The organism is Variovorax sp. PvP013 (assembly GCF_050435945.1).
GTDB lineage: Bacteria > Pseudomonadota > Gammaproteobacteria > Burkholderiales > Burkholderiaceae_C > Variovorax.
Window position 1 is genome coordinate 17,235 of record NZ_JBNDLF010000006.1, and the last position, 26,177, is coordinate 43,411.

At 65.5% G+C, this 26,177-nt stretch carries 17 protein-coding genes; 2 read left to right on the plus strand and 15 right to left on the minus strand.

Annotation, left to right across the window (positions count from 1 at the left end; translation table 11 throughout):
- Nucleotides 1-20 precede the first annotated feature (20 nt).
- The gene (locus ABID77_RS16040) at nucleotides 21-2,162 is read right to left on the minus strand and encodes an acetate--CoA ligase family protein (protein WP_429597923.1); all 2,142 of its coding nucleotides are present in this window, start codon (nucleotides 2,160-2,162) and stop codon (nucleotides 21-23) included.
- 35 nt (nucleotides 2,163-2,197) lie between these two features.
- A complete protein-coding gene (locus ABID77_RS16045; RefSeq protein ID WP_429597925.1) occupies nucleotides 2,198-3,184 on the minus strand; it encodes a tripartite tricarboxylate transporter substrate binding protein in 987 nt (328 codons plus the stop codon).
- Between the two features lie 98 nt (nucleotides 3,185-3,282).
- Between ABID77_RS16045 and ABID77_RS16050 the strand changes: the two genes are divergently transcribed.
- Nucleotides 3,283-4,182, plus strand: a complete 900-nt coding sequence (locus ABID77_RS16050) for a LysR family transcriptional regulator (RefSeq protein WP_429597927.1) — start codon at nucleotides 3,283-3,285, stop codon at nucleotides 4,180-4,182.
- A gap of 107 nt (nucleotides 4,183-4,289) precedes the next feature.
- Here ABID77_RS16050 and ABID77_RS16055 read toward each other — a convergent pair whose 3' ends face one another.
- The 9 genes from ABID77_RS16055 to ABID77_RS16095 all read right to left on the minus strand — a co-directional run bounded on the left by ABID77_RS16055 (nucleotide 4,290) and on the right by ABID77_RS16095 (nucleotide 19,787).
- The gene (locus ABID77_RS16055) at nucleotides 4,290-4,610 is read right to left on the minus strand and encodes a hypothetical protein (protein ID WP_429597929.1); all 321 of its coding nucleotides are present in this window, start codon (nucleotides 4,608-4,610) and stop codon (nucleotides 4,290-4,292) included.
- 122 nt (nucleotides 4,611-4,732) lie between these two features.
- The gene (locus ABID77_RS16060; protein WP_429597931.1) at nucleotides 4,733-7,315 is read right to left on the minus strand and encodes an ATP-binding protein; all 2,583 of its coding nucleotides are present in this window, start codon (nucleotides 7,313-7,315) and stop codon (nucleotides 4,733-4,735) included.
- 241 nt (nucleotides 7,316-7,556) lie between these two features.
- Complete coding sequence (locus ABID77_RS16065; RefSeq protein ID WP_429597933.1) at nucleotides 7,557-8,243, minus strand: response regulator; 687 nt, start codon at nucleotides 8,241-8,243, stop codon at nucleotides 7,557-7,559.
- The gene (locus tag ABID77_RS16070; protein WP_429597935.1) at nucleotides 8,240-10,891 is read right to left on the minus strand and encodes an EAL domain-containing protein; all 2,652 of its coding nucleotides are present in this window, start codon (nucleotides 10,889-10,891) and stop codon (nucleotides 8,240-8,242) included. Before ABID77_RS16070 ends, ABID77_RS16065 begins: the two co-directional genes overlap by 4 nt.
- Before the next feature lie 63 nt (nucleotides 10,892-10,954).
- Nucleotides 10,955-12,424, minus strand: a complete 1,470-nt coding sequence (locus tag ABID77_RS16075; RefSeq protein WP_429597937.1) for a PLP-dependent aminotransferase family protein — start codon at nucleotides 12,422-12,424, stop codon at nucleotides 10,955-10,957.
- 61 nt (nucleotides 12,425-12,485) lie between these two features.
- Nucleotides 12,486-14,657, minus strand: a complete 2,172-nt coding sequence (locus tag ABID77_RS16080) for an EAL domain-containing protein (protein WP_429597939.1) — start codon at nucleotides 14,655-14,657, stop codon at nucleotides 12,486-12,488.
- Nucleotides 14,658-14,680: 23 nt separating this feature from the next.
- On the minus strand, nucleotides 14,681-14,836 hold the full coding sequence (locus ABID77_RS16085; RefSeq protein ID WP_429597941.1) for a hypothetical protein: 156 nt from the start codon (nucleotides 14,834-14,836) through the stop codon (nucleotides 14,681-14,683).
- A gap of 705 nt (nucleotides 14,837-15,541) precedes the next feature.
- Nucleotides 15,542-16,429 carry a ParB/RepB/Spo0J family partition protein gene (locus ABID77_RS16090; RefSeq protein ID WP_429597943.1) on the minus strand — a complete coding sequence of 296 codons (888 nt, stop codon included), beginning with the start codon at nucleotides 16,427-16,429 and terminating at the stop codon, nucleotides 15,542-15,544.
- A gap of 2,155 nt (nucleotides 16,430-18,584) precedes the next feature.
- Complete coding sequence (locus ABID77_RS16095; RefSeq protein WP_429597945.1) at nucleotides 18,585-19,787, minus strand: AAA family ATPase; 1,203 nt, start codon at nucleotides 19,785-19,787, stop codon at nucleotides 18,585-18,587.
- Between the two features lie 575 nt (nucleotides 19,788-20,362).
- On the opposite strand from ABID77_RS16095, the gene ABID77_RS16100 reads away from it, so the two are divergent.
- Nucleotides 20,363-21,721, plus strand: coding sequence for a replication initiation protein (locus tag ABID77_RS16100; protein ID WP_429597947.1), 1,359 nt, complete (start codon nucleotides 20,363-20,365; stop codon nucleotides 21,719-21,721).
- A gap of 287 nt (nucleotides 21,722-22,008) precedes the next feature.
- Here the strand turns inward: ABID77_RS16100 and ABID77_RS16105 are convergent, their stop codons facing one another.
- The 4 genes from ABID77_RS16105 to ABID77_RS16120 form a co-directional block, all read right to left on the minus strand.
- Entirely contained in the window at nucleotides 22,009-22,797 is a 789-nt protein-coding gene (locus tag ABID77_RS16105) for an enoyl-CoA hydratase/isomerase family protein (protein WP_429597949.1), read from the minus strand.
- On the minus strand, nucleotides 22,794-23,981 hold the full coding sequence (locus tag ABID77_RS16110; RefSeq protein WP_429598295.1) for a CaiB/BaiF CoA transferase family protein: 1,188 nt from the start codon (nucleotides 23,979-23,981) through the stop codon (nucleotides 22,794-22,796). The genes ABID77_RS16105 and ABID77_RS16110 overlap by 4 nt, the downstream gene beginning before the upstream one ends.
- 163 nt (nucleotides 23,982-24,144) lie before the next feature.
- The gene (locus tag ABID77_RS16115) at nucleotides 24,145-25,137 is read right to left on the minus strand and encodes a tripartite tricarboxylate transporter substrate binding protein (protein WP_429597951.1); all 993 of its coding nucleotides are present in this window, start codon (nucleotides 25,135-25,137) and stop codon (nucleotides 24,145-24,147) included.
- Nucleotides 25,138-25,199: 62 nt separating this feature from the next.
- Complete coding sequence (locus ABID77_RS16120) at nucleotides 25,200-26,141, minus strand: LysR family transcriptional regulator (RefSeq protein ID WP_429597953.1); 942 nt, start codon at nucleotides 26,139-26,141, stop codon at nucleotides 25,200-25,202.
- Nucleotides 26,142-26,177: the final 36 nt, after the last annotated feature.

Genomic DNA, 26,177 nt, shown 5'->3' on the forward strand with positions numbered 1-26,177 from the left:
CGACGTCCGGGCGTCGCGGATCACGCGACCACCGCTTCGTCGGCCGCGACCACCGCCGCCACCGGTGCCGGAAGTAGCTCGATGACGGCGTCGGCGGCGAAGGCGCCCTGGCCATCAGGCAGTGCGAACACCGGATTCAGGTCGATCGATTGCAGGCGCTCGCCGGCCTGGTGCGCGAACACCGACAGACGCGCGAGCATCGCCGCCAGCGCCTTCACGTCCACCGGCGGCCTACCGCGCGCGCCCAGCAGCAGCGGCGCGCCCTTGATGGAGCGGATCATCCGCTCGGCCACGTCCTCGCCGAACGGGCATTGCCGCAGCACGACGTCCTTCATCACCTCGACGAAGATGCCGCCCAGGCCGAACATCGCCACCGGGCCGAACACCGGATCGCGCTGGATGCCCAGGATGCATTCGACGCCGCCGCCAAGCTGCTTGGCGACCAGCACGCCCTCGATGCGCGCCGTCGGCATGGCCTGCCGGCCGCGCTCGATCAGGGTGGCGAAGCCCGCGCGGACCGCGTCGGCATCGGCCACGTCCAGCAGCACGCCGCCGATCTCGGACTTGTGCAGGATGTCGGGCGACAGGATCTTCATCACCACCGGCCAGCCCAGCGCCTCGGCGGCGGCCATCGCCGCGTCGGCCGTGGCGCAGGTGCGCTCGGGCGCCACGGCGATGCCGGCCTCGGCCAGCACGCGTTTGGCCTCGGCCTCGCTTGGGGTCGCGGCGGGCAGCGCGATGGGCGGCACCGCGGGCGCGGGCAGGCCGGGCCGGCACGCGAAGGCCTCGCCGAAGCGGCCCATGGCCTCGATGGCGATGACGGCGCGGGCCGGGTCCTCGAACACCGTGAAGCCGTCGGCCTCGTACTGGCGCACGCGCTCCTTTGAGGCCAGGATGGAGAGTACGAACAACCGGTCGGGGTGGCGCTCGCGCACCGCCTTGAGCTGCGCGCGCAGGCCCTCGGCGATCGATGCCGCGCCCACCGTGTAGGTGAAGAAGCCCAGGATCGACTGATAGCCGCCCTCCGCCACCACGGCCTCGGTGAAGCGGCCGGCGATGGTCAGGTCGTTCATGAACTGCGCGGTGCAGTCCACCGGGTTGCGCGGCGCGGCAAAGGGGATCAGCTCCTTCAGGTGGCGCTGTGCGACGGCGGGCATCTCGGGCATGGCCAGGCCCACGGCCTCGGCCGCGTCCGAGACGATCACGCCGGCACCGCCGCTCACGGTGATCACGCCCAGCGTGTTGCCCACCGGGTAAATGCGCCGCGTCGCCAGGCGGGCGACGTCGAGCATGTGCTCGGTCGAGCGAGCGCGCACCACGCCGTGGTCGGCCAGCACGGCGTCGGTCACGGCGTCGTTGCCGGCGATGGAAGCGGTGTGCGACTGGGCGGCGGCGCTGCCCACGGCACTGGTACCGACCTTCATCATCACCACCGGCTTGCGCGCGCGGCGCGCGGCCTCCAGCGCGGCAAGCAGGCGCGCGCCGTCGCGGATGCCCTCGGAGTAGACGGTGATGACGTCGGTGTCCGGGTCGTCGACGAAGGCCTGCACCAGCTCGCCCAGGGTGATGTCGCTCTCGTTGCCGCTCATCACGCACGACGACACGCCGATGCCGAACTCGCGCGCGATGCCCAGGATGTGGCTGCCGTAGGCGCCCGACTGGCTGGCGATGCCCACGCGCCCGGCCTCCGGGAAACCCATCTCCACCACCGAGGTGAAGCTGCCATAGAAGCCGATGCGCGGATTGAGCACGCCCAGCGAGTTGGGGCCGAGCAGCCGGATACCGCTTGCACGCGCGGCCTCCAGCATCTGGCGCTCCAGCGCGGCGCCGGCCGGGCCCATCTCGGCGAAGCCGGCGGAGAACACGATGGCCGCCGCCGTGCCGCGCGCGCCCAGGTCGGCGACCACCTGCGGCGCGAGCTTGGCCGCCACGGCGACGACGGCGACGTCCGGCGTCTCCGGCAACGCGGCCACGCTGGCGAAGGCCGGCAGGCCCTGGATCTGCGTCCGGTTGGGGTTGACCGGCATCAGCCGGCCTTGGAAGCCTTGCTCGCGCATGTAGGCGATGGGCCGCCCGCCAATGCGCAAGGGGTCGTCGGACGCGCCGATCACGGCGATCGAGCGGGGGTGCAGCAGGCGGCTGAGCGCGAGTTTGGCGGACATGGGCGATCTCGTGGAAGGTGATGGAAGGGCGACGCTCACTCGGCCTTGGCGCCAGAGCTCTTGACCACCTTGGCCCAGCGATCGATGTCGGAGGCGATGCGTTGGCCGAACTGCTCGGGCGTCGACCAGGCCGGCTCGTAACCCTGCGCCGCCAGGCGCTCCTTGAACTCCGGCGTGGCGAGCTCGCGCTTGATCTCGGCGTTGAGCTTGGCGATCACGTCCTTCGGCGTGCCGGCCGGCGCCATCAGGCCGTTCCACACCGAGACGTCGAAGCCCGGCAGGCCCGACTCCGCCACCGTGGGCACGTCGGGCATGATCGGCGAGCGCCTGGCGCCGGTCTGCGCGATGGCTTTGAGCTTGCCGCCCTTGACCTGCGGCGTGGCGGAGAACATCAGGTCCATCACCACCTGCGAGTTGCCGGCGATCACGTCCATCATGGCCGGCGCGCTGCCGTTGAAGGGGATGTGCGTCATCTTGATGCCCGCGAGTTCGCTCAGGTACTCGGTCGCCAGGTGGGTCGACGACCCGTTGCCGGCCGAGGAAAAATTCAGCTCGCCGGGCTTGTCTTTGGCACGCGCAATCAGGTCCTTGACGTTGTTGATGCCGAGGTTCGGATTCACCATCACCAGGACCGGACCGCTGGTCAGCGTCGTGATCGGCGCCAGGTCAGTGCGGATGTCGTAGCGCAGGTTCTTGTAGAGCGACGGGTGGATGGTGTGGCCCATCGTCACCAGCAGCAGCGTGTAGCCGTCGGCGGGGGCGCGGGCGACCAGTTCGGCGCCGAGGTTGCCCGAGGCACCCGGCTTGTTCTCGACGATGAAGGGCTGACCCATCCGGTCGCCCAGTTGCTGCGCCAGCACGCGCGCCACGCTGTCGTTGGTGCCGCCCGGCGGATAGGGCACGACGATCTTGACGGCCTTGTTCGGGTAGGCGGCGGCCTGTGCCAGCGCGGCCGTGGGCAGCGCCGAGAGCGCCAGCAGGCCCAGTGCGGCGCCCACGGCGCGACGGGTGAGGGTGTTCATGTCTTGTCTCCTGGGTTCGTTGTGCGGACCGATGTTAGGCAGAGAGGTATATTCGATCCAATACTTTTGGTGGACTCTTCTATATACGGGGTGTATGGATGGAATTGCGTCAGTTGCGCCAGTTCGTGGTGCTGGCCGAGGAAGGCAGCTTCAGCATCGCGGCACAGCGCCTGCACATGGCGCAGCCGCCGCTGTCGGTCGCCATCCGCAAGCTGGAAGAGGAGATCGGCATGCCGCTGTTCGTGCGCGGATCGCGCGGCGTGCGCCTCACGGCGGCAGGCGAAGCGGCGCTGGCTACGGCCCGGCGCAGCCTGGAGGCGGCCTCGCAGATCCAGGCGGCCGCGCTGCAGGCCGAAGCCGGCGACGCGGGGCGCCTGCGCATCGGCTTCAGCGGCTCGGTCACGGTACGGCTGCTGCCGCGCTTGGTGCAGGCGTTCAGCCAGCGCTGTCCGGCGGTCCATCTCAGTCTGAGTGAGGGCACGAACCTGGAATTGCTCTCGCGCGTGGAAGCTGGCGAACTGGATCTGGGGATGGTGCGTCTGCCCACCAGCCGGCCACCCGACCTGCGTTTCCAGCAGGTCGAGGAGGATCACTTCTGCCTGGCACTGCCCAAAGGGCATGTGCTGGCGCGCAAGCCGTCGATCCGGCTGGCCCAGCTCGAGGATCAGCCCTTCATCGCCTACGCGCCGTCACCGGTGGGCGGATTGCACGCCGCCGTCAGCCTGGTGCTGCAGAGCGCGGGCGTGGCGCCCCGCGTCACCCAGGAGGCCGTGCAGGTGCAGACGGTGCTGGGTCTGGTTGCGAGCGGACTGGGCATGGCGCTGGTGCCGGCGGCCAACACCGCCTACCAGCGCTCCTCGGGCGCCGTCTTCCGGCCGATCGCGGACCTGCCGCCCACGGCCGTGATCGGCATCGCGCTGGCCCACCACGGGCAGAGCCGGAACCCTGCGTTGCGTCGATTCCTGGACATCGCCGAGGAGCAAAAAGCGTCGCGATGATCGCGGTCCATCTACGGTTTGACCCCTGGAGCCCCCTGCCCCTTCAAGATGATTCGACCGCGATGCATCCGCCTACCTTCAGCGCTGCGAGACGTCCTTGATTCACATCAAGGCACTTTCATGTCGGTTTCTGCTCTGGTCGTCGCACGCGATCGGATCTTCATCACCAGGAAATCGTGCAGCAACCGCGTTGCGTGAGGAGCAGCGCCATCGGCCTTGGCGATCCAGACCTCGGCACGTGGCAGCAGCGGGAATCCATCGGCCAGTCCCAAGATGCGCAGTCGGCCCGAAATGCCCCGGGCCTTGAACACGCCCACTTCCAGGCCATCACGCACTGAGGTGTCAAACGTCGCTCGACCGTCGCGGCAGCATGCCTGACGCCACGGGATGCCGGCCCCGTCCAGCGCCGTGATGGGCCAGACCCGCACATTGGACCTTCCTGCTGCAAGGCCAACGATAAAGGCGCTGGAGCCAGGCCCATGCAATGCCCTGCTCGCGCCTCAATGGCCTGTCCGTGGACCTTCGAGATTTCCACGAAAAGCTTGAAAACTTAGGTTTGCACTTTGAGCATGGTGCCGACCTTTTCCACCAATGCCGCGACATCGAACGGCTTGGTGATGACTTCCATGCCCGGCTCGAGCAGTCCGTTGCCGACGGCGGCGCTCTCCACATAGCCGGTGATGAAGAGCACTTTCAGTCCAGGCCGCTTCACGCGCGCCGCATCGGCCACCTGCCGGCCGTTGAGTCCGCCGGGCAGGCCGACGTCGGTCAGCAGCAAGTCGATGTGCGCGCGTGTTTCGAATGTCCGCAAGCCCGAGAGCCCGTCCCCGGCGGCCAGCACCTCGTAGCCGGCATCTTCGAGTTGCTCCTGGATGATGTGCCGGATCGTCGTCTCGTCTTCGATCAACAGGACGGTGCGACCTTGGCCACGGCCGACTTCCTCCTCGGCATCGTGCGCTGGAGCGATGGGCGCCACCATCTCGCCGGTGAACCTTGGAAAGTACAGGCACATGTGCGTACCCTGGCCGGGTTGCGTGTCGATGCGGATCTGCCCTCCGGACTGCCGCACGAAGCCATAGACCATCGACAGGCCCAGGCCGGTCCCCTGCCCCATCGGCTTGGTGGTGAAGAATGGCTCGAACACCCGCTCCGCGACTTCAGGCGTCATGCCGGCGCCGGTGTCGCTTACCTGAATCAGGACACAGGGGCCGGGCGCCATGTCAATGCGGACTGCGTCACGCTCGTCCAGCCATTCGTTGGTGGTGGTGAGGGTGAGCCGGCCCCCGTCCGGTGCCATCGCATCCCGGGCATTGATCGCCATGTTCAGCAGCGTGCTCTCCAACTGGACGGCATCGACCCGAATCGGCCACGGCAACGCCGCACCGATCACTTCCAACGTCACCGAGGGGCCGACCGTGCGTCGGATCAGATCCTCGAGTCCGCCTATCAGCTGTTTCACGTCAACCGGCCGGGGGTCCAGCGTCTGGCGCCTGGAAAAGGCCAACAGCCGCTGCGTAAGCTGCGCGGCGCGGCGCAACGCGTCTTGCGCCATGCCGGTGTAGCGCCCGAGGCCATCGAGCTTGCCCGCCGCCACCCGCTTGTCCAACACCTGCAGGCTGGCGCTCATGCTGCCCAGCAGGTTATTGAAGTCATGCGCGATGCCGCCCGTGAGCTGACCTATGGCCTCCATCTTCTGCGACTGGCGCAGCCGCGCCTCGACTTCCATCAGCTCCGCCGTGCGCTGCGCGATGCGGGTCTCGAGCGATCCGTTGGCTTCACGCAGCCGCCGCTCGCTCTCGATCAACGCGACCCGGCCGCGTGCCCGCTCCACCGCGGTCCAGGTCCGGTTGCCGACTTCCCGGAGGAAATCGAGCTCGATCGTCGACCATGCACGCGGCTGGGCGTCGTGGACGAACAGGATCGCCACCAGCCGGCCGTGCTCAAGGATGGGCACGTTCACAAAAGCCAACGCGCTGTGCGTGATGAATTCCGCCCGACTGACGCCGGAGGTGCGCGGATCGCTGCGCGCGTCGTCGACCTGGATGAAGTCTCCGCGCTTCATGGCGTCGCAAAAGCCGGTGTGACCGTGCATCCTCGATTCGCCCGCAAGCGTCGTCATACCGGGCCGGATCCAGTCACGCTCCACGGTGAAAACCTTGGTGACGGCATCGATGGTGCCGAATCCCGCGCGGCTGACGTACAGGCTCTCGCCCAGGAGGGTCGCTGCCGCATGGCTGATGTCGGTCACCGAGTCCAGGGCGTTGAGTGCGACCGTGAAGTCGGCCAGCGCCACCCTGAGCCGCTCGGCCGCCAAGCGGTCGGTGACGTCGAAGCCCTCGGCAAAGATTCCCGAGACGTCGCCCGCTGCATCCCGGATCGGCTGGAAGACGAAGTCCACATAGCGCTCGCTGACCGGGCCACCCGACGTCGTCTGCACGGCATAACGTGATCCGTTGGCCGCGAAGGGCATGCCGGTCGTGTAGACCTGGTCGAGCAGGTCCACATAGCCCTGGTCCCGGGCATCGTGCAATGCATCGGCCACCGTGCGGCCCAGCACGCAGCGATGTCCCACCAGCTTCAGAAAGTTCGGATTGGCCAGTTCAATGCGGTGCTCGGATCCTTCGAGCATCGCCATGAAACTCGGCGACTGGTCGAACAGCCTCGCGAACCGTTCGCGCTCGGTGCCCAGGCGGTCCTTGGCCCGCACGGTGTCCGTGGTGTCCTGAACCAGTGCCAGCACGCCCGCTGGTCTGCCGTCGGCTCCCGGCAACGCCGAGTAGTGGAGGGTCATCCAGAAGGCGGTCGCAACCCCGTGATGTTCGAGTTCGAACGCCATGTCCTCGTAGCTCAACGCCTCACCGGCCAAGACACGGCGCAGCATGTCGCCATTGAAGTCCACGGCTTCCGGCCACGCCTCGCGTACCGGCAGGCCCAGGATGGCCGGGTGACGCGAACCAGCCACCTTTGCATAGGCGTCGTTGTAGAGCAGCACGCCCTCAGGACCCCACAGGATCGCGATCGGAAACTTTGCGTGCAGCATGAGGCCCACGGGCGTCATCAGATGCTCGGGCCATTCCTCCATCGGGCCAAGGCTGGTACGACGCCAGTCGAGACTTCCAATGAGTTCGGCCATCGGTGAGTGGAGTACGAGACCGGCGAGGGCGACAGGTTGATGGATGGCAGGCATGGATCGGCAGGCTTCTTCGATTCGTTGACGTCGAATCAGCGGTGCTGCTCGACTTCGGACACTGGATCGATGCGAATTCCTGCTCTCGCAGACGATCGAACGGGAGTAGGCGCCGCAATCGGTCGACGTGATCGACGGCGTGCGGGAGCGTCGATCCCCATCGCCTGGCACCCGCCATTTTTCATCGTCAATCCTCCGGGGCCGTCCGCACGACCAACGTCAGCGACAAGTGATGTTTGCGTTCAAAGCCCTGGATGCGGTGGATGAGGTCCTCGCTCAGCCGGTGGCCGGCCGACAGCAGCAATGCACCTTCGGGTGACACAAAATCCTGTGCCAGCGTCTGGCCGATGCGCAGGTCGGACGTGCGCAGGCACAACGTCGGCGCGTGCTGCGTGAGCGACGTGATCGAGACCCAACCTGCGCAGGCGTCGACCATCGCCGCGCCGCGCGTTTCGACGGCGTGTCCAGCGGCTCCGAGTTGCTGGCGCTGGGCGATCCGGCGAAGCACCGACATCAGTTCGTCGTCTTTCCAGGGTTTGACGATGCAGCCATGCAGCCGGCCATGGTTGATCGCGTCGATCAGCAGGGCCGGATCGGGCTGACCGGTCAGCAACACGCGCGCGGTGCCAGGCCACCCTCGACTCACCCGCTCGAGCAGGTCCAGACCCTCCCCCTCCGGAATGCGCAGACCGGACAGCACGGCATCGATGGAGCGTGTGGCGAGCATCTCCAATCCATCCTCCGCACGCCCGGTCGTCACGATGCGCCAGCCCATCGCGCGGACCACACGTTGCAAGTCGGCCAGGATGTGCGGATCGCCATCGACGGCGAGCAGCGTCCAGCTCCGTGCGCCGCCGGAGGCCGGGACGGTCACATCGACTCCCCGGTCTGCGGCAGCAGCACGAGCAGGCGACTCCGCGCGTTGCCTTCCAAGGGCCGACACGTCGCCCACCACTGCCGCTTCGCCAGCGTGACCAGCGTGAGATCGTCGTGCAACGCCTGGCGCAAGGTGCGCGGCAGACGCTCGGGCACCGGCGCATCCTGAAGGCCGCTGTCGAGTCCGCACAGGACCCGGGCCGGTGCATTGATGAACGTCAGCAGACCGTCCTCGTCGATGCCGAAAACGGGCACCGGCATGGCCTCGAGCATGTCCAGCGCTGCTTCGCCGTTGTCGATCCCGTACCGGTTCTGTCCGAACCGGGCCTTCGGCTGCGGCTGCGGCTGCAGGTCTGAGTCATCCGATTCCTTCCTGACGGTCCGCAGATCCCGGCCGATCTGGCGGTCTCGGTCGGCCATGTCCTTCGGCGCGAAGGCTTCGCGCAGGTGGGTACGCCAGGGCTCGACGTCCCAGGGCCTGGCGAGAAATCTGGAAAAGGTACGCTGGCGCGCGTGTCGCCCGAACAGCGCCACGTCGATCCGCCGGCCCTCGCGCAACATCGTTTCGAGCTTCGCCGCCGGCAAGGCGGCACTGAACCAATAGCCCTGCATCTGGTCGCACCGGTTGGCGGCGAGCAGGGCCGCCTGGCCTTCGCTTTCGACGCCCTCGGCGAGTACCTTCATCTGCAGCTGGTGCGCCATCGTGATGATGGCGCGCGTGATCGACACATCCTCGGCCGGCGCGGTGACATCGGGCACCAGCGAACGATCGATCTTGACCACGTCCACCGGCAGCCGGCGCAGGTAGCTCAGGCTGGAATAGCCGGTGCCGAAGTCGTCGAGCGAGACCTCGACGCCCAGCGCGCGCAGCGCTCGCAGATGTGCCACCGCCTGTTCGAAGTTGGCGATCAGCATGCTCTCGGTGACCTCGACGCCGAACTGCCGCGGGTCGAGTCCGGTCACGGCAAGCAGGTCCTCGATGCGTCGCGCCAGGTCCGGCTGCAGCAGCTGACGCGCCGACAGGTTGACCGCCATGCGCAACGGGGGCAATCCGGCCCGCTGCCAACTCGCGGCCTGCTGCATCGCGCGACGCAGCACCCATTCGCCGATGGCGACGATCAGTCCGGTCTCCTCGGCGATCGGAATGAAGCGGTCCGGTGCGATGTTGCCCAGCGTCGGGTGGTGCCAGCGCAGCAAGGCCTCGACGCCGACGATCCGGCCCCGTCGGAGGTCGACCTGCGGCTGATAGTGGGGTTCGAACTGCTCGTCGCGCAACGCATGGCGCAGTGCGCTTTCCAGCCGCAGTCGCTCGGGATCGGCGTCGTGTGAAGCGCCGGCATAGATGCTGATCTGGTTGCGGCCCAGCATCTTGGCCTGGTGCAAGGCCGCGTTGGCGCGACGCACCAAGGTGTCGGGGTGGTCGCCATCGGCGGGCGCCATGGCGATGCCGATACTGCAGGTGAGATGGACCTCGTGCCCCTCGACCGTCATCGGCCGGGAGATGCCGGCGAGCAGGGCCTGCGCGATCTGCACCGCCTCCGTCAGACCAGCGGGCATCACGACCACGAACTCGTCGCCGCCGCGACGTGCCACCAGATCGATGTTGCGCACGGCGGCGACGATCCGCTGGGCTGCTTCGCGCAGCACCGCGTCACCGACCAGGAGGCCGAGGCCGTCGTTGATGCGTTTGAAGCGGTCGAGTTCCAGCACCAGCACCGCGGTCTGGGCACCGGTCTGCAAGGTCGCGCCCAGGCGCTCGAAGAGCAGCTGGCGGTTCGGCAGCCCGGTGAGTTCATCGAACGCCAGCAGTTGTCGGATGCGGCGCTCGGCGGCACGGCGCTCGCGCAGGTCGTCGATGCAGACATGGGCGAAGGACGCTTCGTCGCTGGTCACCAGGCTGACCGAGACATCGACCGGAATCTCATGGCCTTCCTGGTGACGGACGCTGGTCTCGAAACGCAGGGAGCCACGTTCGCACAGCGCTCGCCAGCGCTGCGGCCACAGCGTCACATCGACCTGTGTGTCGATGTCGGCGACACGCAGCCGCAAGAGCTGCCCGTGCTCCACGCCCAGCAGTCGGCACGCCGCCGCGTTGGCGTCGCGAACGGCGCCGTCGGGTCCGACCTGCAGCAGAGCATCGTTGGCCTGCTCGACGGCGTGGCGGGTGAGCTGCAGATCGTGCTGTGCCTGCTCCCGATCGCTCACGTCGCGTGCAGACGGGACCAGCCAGACGACGCGCCCGTCCGGGCCGCGGAGCGGCAGCAGCGAGAAGTCCATCGACAAGGTGGCGCCGCCGTGCGTGGCCACGCGGACATCGAAGCGCGATGCCTCGCCATGCGCCGCGCTCGCCATGGCCTGGCGCAACCGCCGCTGCGAGTGCTCGCATGCCTGCCACCAGGGCGTGGTGTCGAAGCGTCGGCCGAGCACCTGCTCGGGCAGGTTGTCGATGGCGTGCAGGGCCGCGTGATTGGCGTAACGCAGCACGCCGTCGACGTCGAGCAAACCGGCGAAGATGGACGGCCCTAGCCGGTCGAGGACTTCATGCCGAGCGATGGCCAAGTCGGACGGCGCGAGGAAGGGGACGGCCTGCGCCGCCACCGTCGGCGTGGCGTCGTGCGTAGGGCATGGCGGCATGATATTGGGCATGCCCGCAGTGTGTTGGGCGCTCTGCGCCGACGGTGTGGTCAGTGCCGGGCCTGCGCGACCGGATCAGATCGACGGCTGCACTGGCGTCCCGACATGCGCCGCATCGCCGACCAACCGCGCCAGCGTTCGTATGGCACGCTCGAGCGATGCGTCCCAGGGCTGGCCACAGGTCAACCGGACGTGGTGCTGGAATTCGGCGCGTGCTGAGAACATCGGCCCGGGGGCCAGGCTGATGCGCTGCGCCAGCGCGGCGCGATGCAGCGCCATCGCGTCGACCGCGTCGGGCAACGTGACCCAGACGAAATAACCACCCGCCGGCCGCGCCACCCGGGTCCCGTCCGGAAAATTCCGGATCACGGCGTCGAACAGACTCTCGCGCTGCGTCTGTAGCGCCCGGCGCAGGGTACGCAGGTGGTGGTCGTAGCCACCTTCCTGGAGGTACTCGGCCAGCGCCGCCTGCACCGGGATCGACCCCGACAGGCTCGTCATCAGCTTCAACCGCTCAACCTCGCGCACCAGCCGGCCCGGCACGGCCCAGCCGACGCGGTAGCCCGGTGCCAGGCATTTCGAGAACGACGAGCAGTGCATCACCAGGCCGCGGCGGTCGTAGGCCTTGGCCGGCTGCGGCGCCACCTGGCCTTCGTAGAGCTCCGCATACACGTCGTCCTCGATCAGCGGCAGGTCATGGCGGGCCAACAGGTCGACGAGGTCGCGCTTCTTCGCGTCGGGCATCAGGCTGCCGAGGGGATTCTGGAAAGTCGTCATCAGCCAGCAGGCCTTCGGCCGGTAAAGCTCGATCACTTGGCCCAGGCGACCAAGATCGATGCCCTCGCGGACATGGGTCGGCACTTCGATGGCGCGCAGGCCCAGGCGCTGTAAGGCCTGCAGCGCGACGTAGAAGGTCGGGGATTCGACCACCACCGTGTCGCCCGGTCTCGCCACCGCGTTCAGGCAGAGGTTCAGCGCCTCCATGGCGCCATGGGTCAGCACGATCTCGTCGGTGGCGACGGCCATGCCCAGACGCACGTAGCGCTTGGTGATCTCGCGCTTGAGTTGCAGGTTGCCCGGCGGCAGATCGTCGACCATGTCCCAGGGCTCGAGTCGCCGGGTGCTCGAGACCAGCGCACGACGCAGTCGATCGAGAGAGAACAAAGCCGGGCTTGGGAAAGCGGACCCGAAAGGCACGACATCGCGTGTCCGCGTGGTGCCGAGGATGGTGTAGACCAGGTCGTTGACATCGACGACCTGCGATCCAGGCTGCGGGCTCGAGGTCGGTGGCTCCGCCATTGCCGCACCGGAGGCGCGTGCAGCCACGAAGTAACCGGAACGCGGTACCGCATGGATCAGGCCGCGCGACTCGAGCAGGTAATAAGCCTGGAATACCGTGCTCGGGCTCAAACCTCGCATGGCACATGCTTGACGCACGGAGGGCAGCCGATCCCCGGGACGCAGCAGGCCGGAGGTGATCTGCTGCTCGAGTTCTCGTGCCAGCACCGCATACCTCGTGGCAGCGGCGTTCGGGGGATTGCGCATGGTGTCGACACCACGCCTCGGTCGACTGCCGGCTGGGTGGGGTGACGTTCCTGCATGCAGTCTAGTGATTGCGCGCCGGGATGCAAGCGTCCGTGACGGACGTGAGCAGGTCATCGATCGGCAGGGCTCGCCGGATGTGATCGCCTTGCGCGAAATCGATCCCCATTTGCGCCAACCGGTGCATAACCGCCTGACTGTCGACGTATTCGGCGATCGTCTTGATGCCCACGACCTGCGCCACGTCGACGAAACAGCGCACGGCCGCGTCATCCAACACATCGGTCAGCAATTCGCGTACGAATTGCCCGTCGATCTTGAGGTAATCCACTGCCAGCCTTTTGAGGTAGCCGAATGAGGATGCGCCGGCGCCGAAATCATCCAAGGCGATGCGCACACCGCGCAGACGCAGGGCGGCAATGAAGGCTGAAGCCTGGGCCAGATTGCCCATTGCGGCGGTCTCGGTGATCTCGAAGCACAGCTTCGCACACAACGCGGGCCCCGCGGCATCGAGCTTGGCGTACGTCCAGGCGTGAAACGCAGGATCCTCCAACGAACGGCCCGACATGTTCACGCTCAGCGTTTCGACGACGTGCCGATGGGTGGGGTGGCCGAGCCACTCCAGGGCTCGCAACACCACCCAGCGATCGATCTTCGATGCCAGGTTGTAGCGTTCGGCGGCGGGCAGAAAGGTGCCGGGCTGGATCAAGGTGCCATCGCGGGCAATCATCCTGACGAGGACCTCCGCGTGCGCGCCGCCAGCGGCGCTGCCGAGTGGCACGATCCGCTGTGCGTACAGCGTGAACCGGTCTTCGTCGAGCGCTCGTTCAATCTCCGTGGCCCACTTGAGACCGCTCTGACGTGCCTGAAGTGCCATGTCCGTGTCGAGCCACAGGTGAACTCGGTTGCGCCCTGCTTCCTTGGCGGCGAAACAAGACGCGTCAGCGGCTTGCAACGCCGCAATCTCCGTGTGCCAGCGGGAATCGACGCGCACCAGGCCGATGCTGGTGCCGACCCTGAATCTCGAGCCCTCGTGCGTGAACCGGAAGTCGTCCATGAGATCGCAGAGTTCCTGTGCCAGGCTGGCCGCGCTTTCCATGGAGCAGTCTTCGAGAAGCACCGCGAATTCATCGCCACCCAGTCGTGCGACCAAATCGCCAGACCGGACCACACCCACGAGCAGCAGGGCGAACTGCTTGAGCAGCTCATCTCCGGCCGCGTGTCCGCAAGCATCGTTGACGCGCTTGAATTGGTCGAGATCGATGAACATCAATGCGTGCGCGGCGGAGGTATCACGGGCCGCCTGCAAGGCACGCCGGATCTGCGCCTCGAATTCTTCCCGGTTGAACAATCCCGTCAGCGAGTCGTGGGTCGCACGATGGGCGATCTGCTCGAAAAGACGGCGCTGCTCGGTGACGTCGCGAAAAACGCAGATGTGTCCGGAAACACCGCCGTCGCCCGTCCGAATCGGTGCCACGGATTTCTCGATGGCATAGCTTTGCCCGGTCCGCGAATGGAGCACATCCTGACCGCTGGCGTGACTCAACCCCTTGACGGGCCGAGCAGCGACCCGAAAGACATCGGTGCAGTGAACGTCCTTGGCCTCGTGTGCAGACCAGCCCGTCAATCTCTGCGCAACGGGATTCAGATAGTCGATGCGGCCGTCGGCATCGGTCGTCGCGATGCCGTCTGCCACCGACTCCAGCGTCACGCGGAGCAACTCGTTCTGTTCCGACAACTGGGCAGCAAGTCTCAGGGTATCCCGAATCGCCTGTCGTCCTTCCAGCGCATGAGCGACGGTGCGCGACAGGGCACGCAGCGTCTCCTGCTGTGCCGCGTCAAGTCGGTGGGGCACCGTGTCGATGACGCACAGCGTCCCGATGCACAGGCCGTTTCTCAGGATGACCGGTGCGCCAGCATAGAAACGAATGTCGGGATGCCCCGTCACGAGGGGGTTGTCGGCAAAACGAGTGTCCAGCAGCGTATCCGGCACTTCGAAGAGATCTTCATTCAGCACCGCATGGGCGCAAAAGCTCGCATGGCGTGGCAACTGGTCGATGCCTGGAAGTCCGACGTTCGCCTTGAACCACTGTCTGTCGACGTCGATCAGGCTGATGAGCGAGATGGGCGTTCCGCAGACCGCAGATGCAGCACGCACGACAGCGTCGAATTCCGGCTCGGGTGCCGTGTCCAGCACCCTCAGGTCATTCAGGGCGACAAGGGAAGCGGCTTCCATCCCTCGCTGTGGGGCCGCCAGCATCAGGGAAACTCACAAGATGACGCCGCCATGAGGCAAAGCATGTCTGGAACTTTAAACAGCGTCATCTGCGGGGCCAATGGCGCGAGGTTGGCCGCCATGGGCATCCGCACGGCGCCGCCGCGCTGAGCAATTGGGGAGACTTGTTCATCAGACATGCTGCAAGTTTCTCCGGCAGCCTGTGCCGACGACGTGTGCAGTTGCCGGCCTAAACGACCGGATCAGATCGATTGAGGAGAGGCAGCAGCGTCTTGCCATGCGTCATCGCCCGAACACGCATGAGCATCAGGGCTGCATGCCTATGCATCGGCAATTCATGAAAATGCCATGGGCCCACCGTCGCCTGCCCCTTCAGCGAAACAGCGGGCGCCAGTCGACAAGATCGCGTCATTGAAGTCCCGGCTGCTGCAGTACAGCGGCACGCTGCCGGCGGTGCCGATCGCACCATTGCCGACGAGCACGAACGCACCGTGGACCGATCACGGCTCGGGCGGCGGTCACCACCACTGATAAAGTTTCGCGCCAGTCGAAAGTGTTTACTCTAGATGGCTCAACTCGATTGGAATGTACTGAACTACGGAACCTCGTCGCGACGCTTGGAAGACTTTCGACACGACCATCAAAGCACGCTTAGACCGCGGGATAGCCTGCATCGCAGACCTTTTCTATCTCAGGATCAAACGATTCCAAGCAATCTTTTTTGTTGATAAATCACATAATCAACAGTACATAAAATTGTCGTTTCTTCGACATTTTGGAATGCCAAAATTGCTTGAGTAGCGCATCAAAGCGGAATGCCCGATTGATCAGCAGATTCCACTTCAACGTCCTCGATCAACGTTGTAGCCCGTCGATCACCCGTCTCAGGCCTTCACACCCAGGAAGTCGTCCACGAGCTTCTTCAAACGGCGGCTCTGCGAGTCGCTCAGAGACTCGGTAAAGGACAACGTTGCCCTGCCCTTCCGATCCCGATCCAGCGACGCAATCACGGCGCCGTCTTCGTTTTTCCATTCGACCGGCGACCGGCTTCGTGGGCTCGCCTCCGAATTCGGTCGTGTCAACGCCGCGAAGACTGCCGCTGGTGAAGGTCGAGGGTTTTGTTGCGCGACCGCCCGCGCGGCTTCCAGGAGACCTTCCGGATCTCGCTGATGCGCATCCTTGAGGGGAGTGGCCCAACGGAACTGCAGATTGAGCGGCGATCCGAACGCTGCCACGACCTCGGAAGGCAGCTTTGCCAACGCCATGGCGCGCCCGATGTTGCCGAGGTCACGGTCGATCGCGGACGAGAGTTGCTTGGCGGAGGGAAACAAGCCCAGTTCGAGCGCACGCAGGTACATGGTCCCCTGCTCCCAAGCAGAGAGATCAGCACGGCTACGGTTCTCTCGCTCCATCTCGATGAACAGATCGGTGTCTGCCATGGTGTTTTGGACCAAGGCCAGCACCGGCAGCCCAAGTTCAAGACAGGCACGGTGGCGACGATGGCCATACACGATCTCGAAAGTTTCAGCAGCCCCTGGATCCGATGCGACCGGCCTCACCTTGATGGGTTGCACATTGCCCCCTGCGCTCGCAATCTCGGCTTTCAGTTGCGCGAACGAATCCGTCGAGAAATGAGCTAACTCTCGATTCGCCCAGCGCGAAGGCACGACCGTGGCGGGGTCCAGTCTACGGGCAATCTCCGCGCCATCGAAGATCGCGATGCGCTCACGAAGCTGCAACACTTCCTTATGCACTTCCGACTGTTCGGTCATGAACGCAAGCATCGATCCGGGCCCGGTGCGGGGTGCCGGGGCAGAGGTAACCATTTGTGTCTCCGAATGAGCAGGCCGAGACCGGTCGGCTCCAACAGGTTTTTCTGGCGGGGAAAGCTCGGTCCTCCCCTCTGCTGACCCCGCCGCCGCGGTCGGATTCGCCAAATTGGCAGTCACGCTGAAGGCGCGCTTGATCAGGTTCTTATTTGCCATCGAAGTGAGTCCTCAGGAAATTCGGATGCGTCAGGTTTGCTTTCGAGTGGACCCCACGAACCTCGGTCGTCGTCAATACCACTGCGAAGCATGGATCGCGATAGTTTCGCGCAACATCCAGCGTCTATGCCGGCAACGCGCCGTTTTTTCACCCGTCGGAAACCCAAGGCGTGGGATGGGGATTGAAGGGGGTTGTACCGTACAACCCCCCTCCCCTCGTCCTCCGCTGTAAGGGCGCCAAAGACACCCACAGGCCATGCCCGACCGAGCAATTCGCCACTGGAGTACGGTCACTCAATGCAAAGAGTACGGCAGCCAAACAAAATTGTTGCGGGGTCGCCTCCGGACTGCCTGACTCGCTAGAACCACAATGTGCCCATCGGAGGCAGGCGATCATGGCGATTCGTGCGGACGATGCGCAGTCGTCCGTGGGTGAAAGAACCCCTTTGGCCACGGCCATGACCGTGGGCTCGGCGGTACACAGGCGGCGCACACGGTGTAGTCCACCGACTGCTCCTTCCCGCCCCCCAAAGTGGACCAAAGCTCGGCAAAATAACCCTGAAACTGCCTTATCCCACTCGAACAGACTTGGCTTTCCGTGTCGCGTGGGCGGTTCTGACGGAGACCAGTGAACAGTCCAACGAGGTACCGGGATGCGCAACGTTCGACCCCGTGGTTCAGCCACAGTGTCGTGGTCGGTCTCCTATCGCTCGTCGCCCCACATGTGCCGATCAATCTGTACCTGTACACGATCACGCCGATGCGGCTGCAGGGGGTTGTACCGTACAACCCCCTCTTTCGGCGAGCAGAATGTGCCACATGTCCACGGCTGCAACCTGGCCGTTGTGGCTGCATCGGCAGCTCTGTGAGATCCGACGACGTGGATCTGCATGGGGCGGTCCCCCATGCGCCAGCTGTGCATCTGCCGGAATGGCAACTGAAATCGCATTGCAGTCAATTCGAGTTCAAACTGAAAATTTCGAGGGCTCGTAGCGCTCAACGCTGCATGCCTTAGGCAAATCAGATCATTGGGATCGGTGGGAGTGCCAGCGAGTGCGCTGGGCTCGGCCGACTGAGGGAACGGTGGAGCTGGTGCCTTGAAGCCAATGCCAAGGCAGTAATCCGAGGCGTCTCAATGGCCATTGATGCGGCTGAGGTAGAACCTCATGAATCCACCGGTAACGACAGATGGGGCTGATTTGCATTGCCCATGACCATCACGGGCGATCTGGGTCTTCCAGCGGTCTGCGGGACGACCTGTTCACAGCGCCACGGGTCGACATGGGGATCGGAGCGGCGAAGGCTGTTTGGCAAAAGCCGTCGCGTGGGTCGTTCTGACCTATCGGGAGCAGAGCAATATGACCACCGCGCGACGGTGTCATCCCTTCCACGGGCTGCAGTTGACGTGATAACGGTACCGCCCAGCGCGACTCGTTTCGACGGCTGGCGAACTGGGATTTCAGGGGGATGTCAGCGTCGCCACAGCGAGGCGCCGCGCGCCAGTCCGACGATAGGAAAAGGCAGGGGTTGCACCGTACAACCCCCCTTCCGATACGAATGTCCTGATCGGTTGATGAACCGACAAGTGTGCCTCGCACAATGCAGCCAGTTCATTCTCCAGGGGATTCCTCGACGGGTTGCATGGCAAACCCCACACCCATCGAGCACAGTTCAGAATGCGCGGGAATGGTCAGGTAACCGTTGAGGACCAGACGAGGTCCACTGGGGTGTAAACAGAAGGAAAACGCTGTTTCATTGATCCATCCGACGTTCAGGGGCTCATGCCGCCAGACGATCCCAGGAGCACCGCTGCGCTGATGGGACGGCAATGATCCTGATCGACAGCGCGATGACAATCACCGCCTCGGTCAAAGGAATCCGCAAACCGCAAGTCTCGCAAGTGCCTAGCGCCCCCAATCCGACTGGCCATGGCCGATCATGGTCAAAGGCCGGTCTGCAGTTGCCTGGCCCAGGCGTTGCGGACCGAGACCTCGATGTGCTGCACGAACATGTCGTAGGCGTCCCGCGCGCGCTTGTAGGTCTTGTCCTTGGCGTCGGAGGCCTCGCTGTCGTAGACCGTGCCGAAGCCTGACGACTTCTGTGACGCGATCGAGGTCCTGGGTATTTCCAGCGGCAGAACCTTCTCCTTGTAGGTTGCGGCAATCCACTCGCGCACAGCGTCGGCGGTCGTCGATGCACCCCGTCCGGCCTTGGGCGGAACGCGCGAGAGCAGCACGTTAATGAAGTCGAAACTCTTCGTCTGGCCTCGCGACTCCAACATGGTTTCGGTCAAGTCTGAAAAAAGCGACCAGAACTGCGTCGACGAAGCAAAATCCAGCGTCTCGGGGGGCAAGGGCATGATGATGCCGTTGGCCGCCATCAACGCGTTGATGGTCAGGTAGGAAAGGGCAGGGGGGCTATCGATGATGATGACGTCGTAGTCGGCGCGGACGTCGTCGATGCCCAGGTCAAGCACCTTGTAGAACTCGAAGCCCGAAAGACCCTCTTTGCCTTGTCGCGACGGCAGCATGAATTCGGCGTCGAACAACGATGACGCGGCCGGTACCAAGTCCAGACCATCCCAGTAGGTCTGACGGATCAGAGGCCGCACCGTCGTAAGCGATCCATCAGCCAGCGACATGATCGTGTCTTTGGCACTGATCTCCACGTCGGGCAGGATGCCGAACAGTGTCGTCAAGGAAGCCTGGGGATCCGTGTCGATCACCAGCACCTTGTGCCCCATCAGGGCGAGACCTTGTGCCAAAGTCATGGCTGTGGTCGTCTTCGTGGTGCCGCCCTTGAAGTTGGCTATCGATATGGTGATGGCCTCGGCTCCCTCCGGTCGGAGCATGTCCTTACGGTATTCCTGCACCCAGCGACGCGCCTCGGAAAGTTCGAACACCCGCTTACGGCCATTGGAAATCAAGGTGCCCGAGGGCATGTCCTTGCGGCTCGCAACCTTGTGGGCGAATGAACCCCGGGACGATGCCTCGCACAGGGTCGCCACTTGGTCGGCACTGAAGATGGGCGGTGCCTTGCGGACCATGGGGGCCAGCATGGCCGCTCGGATGCTCGACAGCATGGCTGCTGCTTCTTCGGCTTGCTGATGCACGCCATTCAATGTGATCTGAGGACGTATTTCCATGTTGCTCTGTTCCGGTGACTGATCGGTGGATTGTGCTTGTTGGACGTGAACTGGACAAACGATTCAGATTTCGTCCAACTTGTGCTTCTGAAAGACTGGAAAAGCTCCAAGCGCCAGTCGCTGGTATTTTTAAACTTCTAACCCTTCAACCCTTTAATACTTTAGGGAATGAAATTCCCTTTGATATCATAGAGTTAGGTCAACTTCTGGAGAATTTTCAGTGAGTTCTGGCGACTTTTCGGTGACATGTGGAGTGGACACGGTCCGTCATGGCGAATCAGCAGTGAACAGCCGGAGTGGATACAGTTGGGTGCTCCGAACGGGTATCGAAGCATCCTAAGCAACCCCGCAGGGGAAAAATCAAGCTCGAATGGAGCTTCTACAGTCGACTCACCAAGCGTGTTGATCCACGGCGGCTGTACGAAATGGAGCTTTTTCAGTCGACTCGGGAGCTGATCGACGCATCGAAAGCGACGGGAAGTTGGAGCTTTCACAGTGAAAGATGAAGAGGATCCGGCGTCGCGACAGGTGAAAGTTCGTTTCACCTGAGGCATGCCGGGCGTTAAAGTGCGTCGATGTCCAACGAAAGCCGCATCGACCCATCCCTGACCGCGCGCGCCGTGGGACCCCTCCGGAAACCTGTCTTCTCGCTGGCGCTCGTGCCCCAGAACAGCAAGATCACTGCGTTGGGACGCCGGACCTGGAACGTTTTGCTCCACATCGCGCAGGACCAGGGACTGGAGCGGGAAACATTCCGTGCCGCGCTCACGGACATCGTCAAAGGACTGGACTACAACAGTGGGGACATGAAGATCATCAAGACGCACCTGCGCTCGATGGTGTCCACGCTGGTCGAGTGGCAGTCCCCGACGGCAGGCGAATGGCAGACCTGGGACGTTTGCGGGATGCTCTCGCATGCGCGGTTGTCCAAAGAGCGGGGTCAGGTGTTCGTCGAATGGTCCTATGCCGTGAACATGCGGCACGAACTGCTCGATCCGGAGATTTTCGCGAAGCTCTCGCTGGATGTGATCTCGCAGTTGGGCTCTCATCCGTCCGTGGCGCTCTACGAGATCTGCTCGCGTTACCTCGGCGTGGGCCAGACGGCCCGCAAGCCCTGGAGCTGGTGGCGCCCGGTTCTGCTCGGGCGACCGGACGACGCGCGACTGCAGAGGCTCGAATACCGCATCTTCAAACGCGACACCCTGCGGCCCGCCCTGGCCGAGATCAACGCGCTGGCGGACATCGAGGTCGAAATGCTGGAATACAAGTCCGGTCGCTTCGTCGCCGATCTCCAGTTCACCGTGCGCAAGAAGCCCCAGCGCCTCCTGGCGGTACAACAGCGAAGTTCCTCCGAGCCCGTCGATGTCGCCGTGCTCGCGAGCGCCGAGAAGCTGGGCATCGATTCGTCGCGCATCGAGCGGCTGATCGAGGAGTTCGGCGACGGGGCGGTGGCCACCGGCGTCCAAGCCGTCGAGAAACGTGCGGCCCACGCTTTCCCGGAACCCCTGCGTGATCCGCTGCGCTACCTCAAGAGCGTTCTGCCGGGGCACGCGGCAGCCGATGTCGAGATCCGGGAACAGGCCAAGGCACAGGCGTTGAAGGCTGCCGAACCTTCCCACGTCCCCTCGGGTGAACGTCTCGCGCAATGGGAGAAGCGCTGGCTCGCGCAGCGCATCGAAGCCCTGGCCGCCGAGATCGCCGCCATGCCGGCGCATCGTCAGACCGAACTCACCCAGAGCCTGCAGGAGCACCTGCTCGAACGCAAGGCGCATCCGGCCGTGATCCAACGTCTGCTAGGGAAGGGCTGGACGCATCCGATGGTGCGTCACGAGATGGTGAGCTTCTACGCCAGCGCCATCCATGGCGCCGGATGGGACAAGCCCACCGATACCCAGCTGCTGGCGATCGCCGCCGATTCGAACACGGCCCAGTGAGGCCGTCCCGTCCGGGTCGCCCGGTGCATCGAGTCGCACATCGTCCATCGCACCGGATCGACCGTGCACGAGGCACGGAGGCTCTCCGGGATCGAAGCTTTCACCGCACCGCACCGTACCGCGCTGTGGTCACCGTGCAGACGGAGCGATGCCGACTTCCACGCCCAGAGACGTGGGATGGTCTTCGTGCCGTTCCGCGGAAGCCGTCGCGGACCGACATGATCGGGAGACCGATGGTGCGACGAAGAACTCCAGCGTTGCCGTCCGCCGATGCCTGGGCGGACGGCTCAACGTCCTCGCCACACCGGTGCGCGGCGCTCGGTGAAGGCACGCACCCCTTCCCCGAAGTCGTCGCTCCCGTAGCAGATGTCGATCAGGTCGTCCATTGCCGGCACGCCCGCGACCGTCAGACGGCGCAGCGCCTCCTTGGAAGCCGACTGGGTCACCGGCGCCAGCGCCCGCAGGCGCCGCATCAGTTGCCCCACGCTCTCGTGGAGCGTATCGGCCGCTGCGATCTCGTGCAGGAATCCGCAGGCCAGTGCGTCGTCGGCGTCCAGGATCTGCGCCAGCAGCAGCATGCGGCGCACGTTCTGGTGACCCCAGGCCTGTCGCAGCCGCGCCATGTTCAGAGGCGACAGCATGTTGCCCAAGGTCTTGGCGATGGGCACGCCGAACTTCGCGCCCGGCGTCGCGACACGAAAGTCGCAGGCCGTGGCGATGGCCAGCCCACCGCCCACGGCCCAGCCTTCGACCACGGCGATGGTCGGAAATGGCAGCTGCTCGATGCGCGCGATGCCGGCGTCGATGCGCGCCTCGTAGGCCACGCCATCGGCGCCGCCTTCGAAGTCCAGGAACTGGTGGATGTCGGTGCCGGCCACGAAAGCTTCCCCGCCGGCCCCGCGCAGCACGCCGACGCGGATGCCCGGCGTCCTGGCCAGCCGATCGCAATGGACGCCGAGTTGCTCGTACATGGTCCAGGTCATGGCGTTGCGCGCTTCGGGTCGGTCGAAGACGAGGGTGGCGATACCGTCGTCGATCTCCAGCCGGACCCGGCCCTGCGCCACGTTGCGCGTCACTTCGCGTCCGCCGGTTGCGGTTCGGCCTCGGGAACCGGCGGGCGCGTCGCCGGCAGCGCGATGCCCAGTTCTTCCAGCACCTCGCGGGTGTGCTCGCCCAGCAGCGGCGGCGGCCGACGCACCTGCTGCGGCGTGCCCATCATCTTCACCGCGAAGCCGATGTTCGGAACCTTGCCTTCGACCGGATGGTCGATCTCGATGCGCATGGCACGGTGGCGGCCGTGTTCGCTCTCGAAAGCCTCGGGATAGGTGAGGATCGGGCCGGCGGGAATGCCGGCGGCCAGGAGGATTTCGATCCAGGCCTCGGCCGAGCGCTCGGCGAACGACCGCTCCAGCGCCTCCATCAGTGCTTCGCGGTGGGCCAGCCGCTGGGACACGTTGGCGAAGCGCGCATCGCCCAGCAGGTCGGAGCGCCCCAGCACGCCGCACAGCTTCTGCCAGAGCTTCTGGTTGGTCGCGCCCATCACGAAGTAGCCGTCGGCCGCCTTGGCCGCCTGGTAGGGCGCGCTCATGCGGTTGGAGGTGCCCAGCGGCTCGGGCTGGCGGCCCGTGCCCCAGTACTCCGAGATGTCCCAGACCGAGAACGCCAGCGCGGAGTCGAACAGCGAGGCGTCGATGTACTGGCCCTGGCCCGTGTTCCTGGCGCCGATGTAGGCCGCCAGCAGCCCGTAGACGGCGAACAGCGCGCAGCCGATGTCGGCCACGGGCACGCCGGCCTTGACCGGCGGGCCGCCCGGATAGCCCGTCACGCTCATCACGCCCGACATCGCCTGCGCCATCAGGTCGAAGCCCGGACGTTGCGACCACGGCCCGGACTGACCGAAACCCGAGATGCTGACGTAGACCAGCGCCGGGTTCAGTGCGCTGAGGGTGTCGAAGTCGGCGCCCAGGCGCTTCATCACGCCGGGACGGTAGTTCTCCACCAGCACGTCGGCCTCCAGGACCAGCGCGTGGAGCGCCGCGCGGCCCTCGTCGGTCTTCAGGTCGAGCGTGACGCTGCGCTTGTTGCGGTTCATGTTGAGGAACCCCATGCTGTCGCTGCCCTTGAGCTTGAAGCCCATGGCGCCGCGCGTCTGGTCGCCTCCCTCGGGCGGCTCGATCTTGATCACGTCGGCGCCCAGGTCGGCCAGCAGCATGCAGGCGTAGGGGCCGGCCATGACCTGGCTGATGTCGAGCACGCGCATGCCGGCCAGCGGCAGGGGGCGGACGCCGGGCTCGCCCGAGGAGTCGGCGGCGGGGCCGGCAGTGGAAGCGGGGGTGGAGGTGGGGGTGGTCGTCATTGGAGCGGTCCTTGTCTGTTCGTTCGGGCGGTGGATTCGTCGTGGCAGGGGTCGGTCGATCCGTGCCTCAGGAGTCGACGCGCACGTTCGCATCCTTGATGACCTGGGCCCACTTCACGTTCTCGCTGGCGATGAAGTCGGCGAACTTGCGCGCCGGTCCGCCCGCGTCCTCGGCGCCGAACTCGTCGAGCTTCTGGCGGATGTCCGGCATCAGCAGCACCTTGTTGACGTCGGCGTTCATGCGCTGCACCAGCTCGGGTGCCATGCCGCGCGGGCCGACCAAGCCATACCAGGAGGCAGCATCGACCTGCGGGTAGCCACCGTCGGCGAAGGTGGGCAGGTCGGGGTAGCTGCCCGCGCGTTTCAGGCGCGTCTGCGCGATGCCGATGACCTTGTTCTGCCGGATGAAGGGCGTGGCCGCCGTCATGGTGTCGAAGGCGAAATCGATCTGCCCGCCGAGCTGGTCGATGATCAGCGCGCCCGAGCCCTTGTAGGGCACGTGCACGGCGTCGATCTTCGCCGCGAGCTTGAACATCTCGAACGCCAGGTGCTGGGCCGAGCCGATGCCCGAGGAGCCGAAGGTGATCCGGCCCGGCTTCTGGCGGCACAGCGCGACGATGTCGGGCAGCGTGCGCGTCGTCTGCGTGGTGGCGCAGGTCAGCACGTTGGGCGTCACGCCGACCATCGAGATGGCGCTGAAATCCCGGTTCGGATCGAACTTGACGGTGTCCTTGAGCAGGCTGGGGGCGATCGCGTTGCTGTTGACGTGGGCCATCAGCAGGGTCGTGCCGTCGGCCGGTTGCCGCGCCACGTGATCGGCCGCGATGACGCCGGTGGCGCCGGGCTTGTTCTCGACGAGGACCTGCGTGTCCCACAGGGTCGCGAGCTTCTGCCCGATCACGCGGGCCAGCACGTCGGTGCCGCCGCCCGGCGCGAAGCCCACGACGATGCGGACCGGGCCGGAGATCCTGGCCGCTGCGCCGCCGGCCTGCTGGGCCAGCGACAGGGCCGGCGCGCACAGGACGCCGCCGAGTCCGAGTGCGAAATGTCTGCGTTGCATGCCGTGTCTCTCGTTGTGGGGAAGGCGCCGATGGTTGGCGATCCCGCGCACGGCGGCCAGCGCTAAATCAGCGATGCAGGATTCGAATTTTTCGTATCCGAGAACACGCGCACCACGCTGCGGGCGGCTTGCGACAGGGTCTCCACCGGCCGGTGGCACAGTAGGAACTGCCGCTGCGCCCAGTCGCCCTCGATGGCGATGCGCACGAAGCCCTCGCCGCTGGCGACGATGTCCGCGACGGCCTCGGGCATGACGCCGATGCCCAGGTTCTGGGCGACCAGCGGCGCCATGCTGTCGAAGCCGTTGACCCGCATGCGCATGCGCAGCAGCCGGCCTTCGTCGTCGGCCAGGCGCTGGAGCATCAGCGAGATGGCCGAGCCTTCGCCCAGGACGATGAGGTCGCACGACAGGATGTCGCCCAGCGCCAGCGTGGCGCGCTCGGCCAGCGCATGGCGCGCCGGCAGGACCACCGTCAGGCGGTCGCTGCGGTAGGGCAGGGTGGGCAGCTCGATGCTGCCCAGGCTCGCCTCGTAGATGCCGACGTCGGCGATGCCCCGGCGCAAGGCCTGTTGGACGATCTGGCTGTTCATCTCCTGCAGGTCGATGCGCACGCCGGGGCACTGACGCGCGCAGCGCTCGACGTCCGAGGGCACGAACTGGATCACCGCGCTCTTGGGCGCCGCCAGCCGGACGAGGCCCTGCTCACCGCCCAGGTACGACGCCGCGTCGTCCTGCATGCGCAGCACGGTGTGCGTGATGCTGCGCGCATGCGCGAGCATGGCGCGCCCGGCATCCGTGATCGCCATGCCGTGGGGCCGGCGCTCGAAGAAAGGCAGGCCGAACTGCGCCTCGATCTCCAGGATGCGGCGCGACGCCGCCGCCGTCGCCATGTGCATCTTCTCCGCCGCGCGCGTCACGCTGCCGAGTTCGGCCGTCGTGATGAACAGCTGCAGGGTCGTGAGGTCGAAGTGGAGGCGCGTGGAGCGCCGGTCGATGGGATTCAAGAGCTCCGACTCCCGGTGGGAATGATGGAACCACGG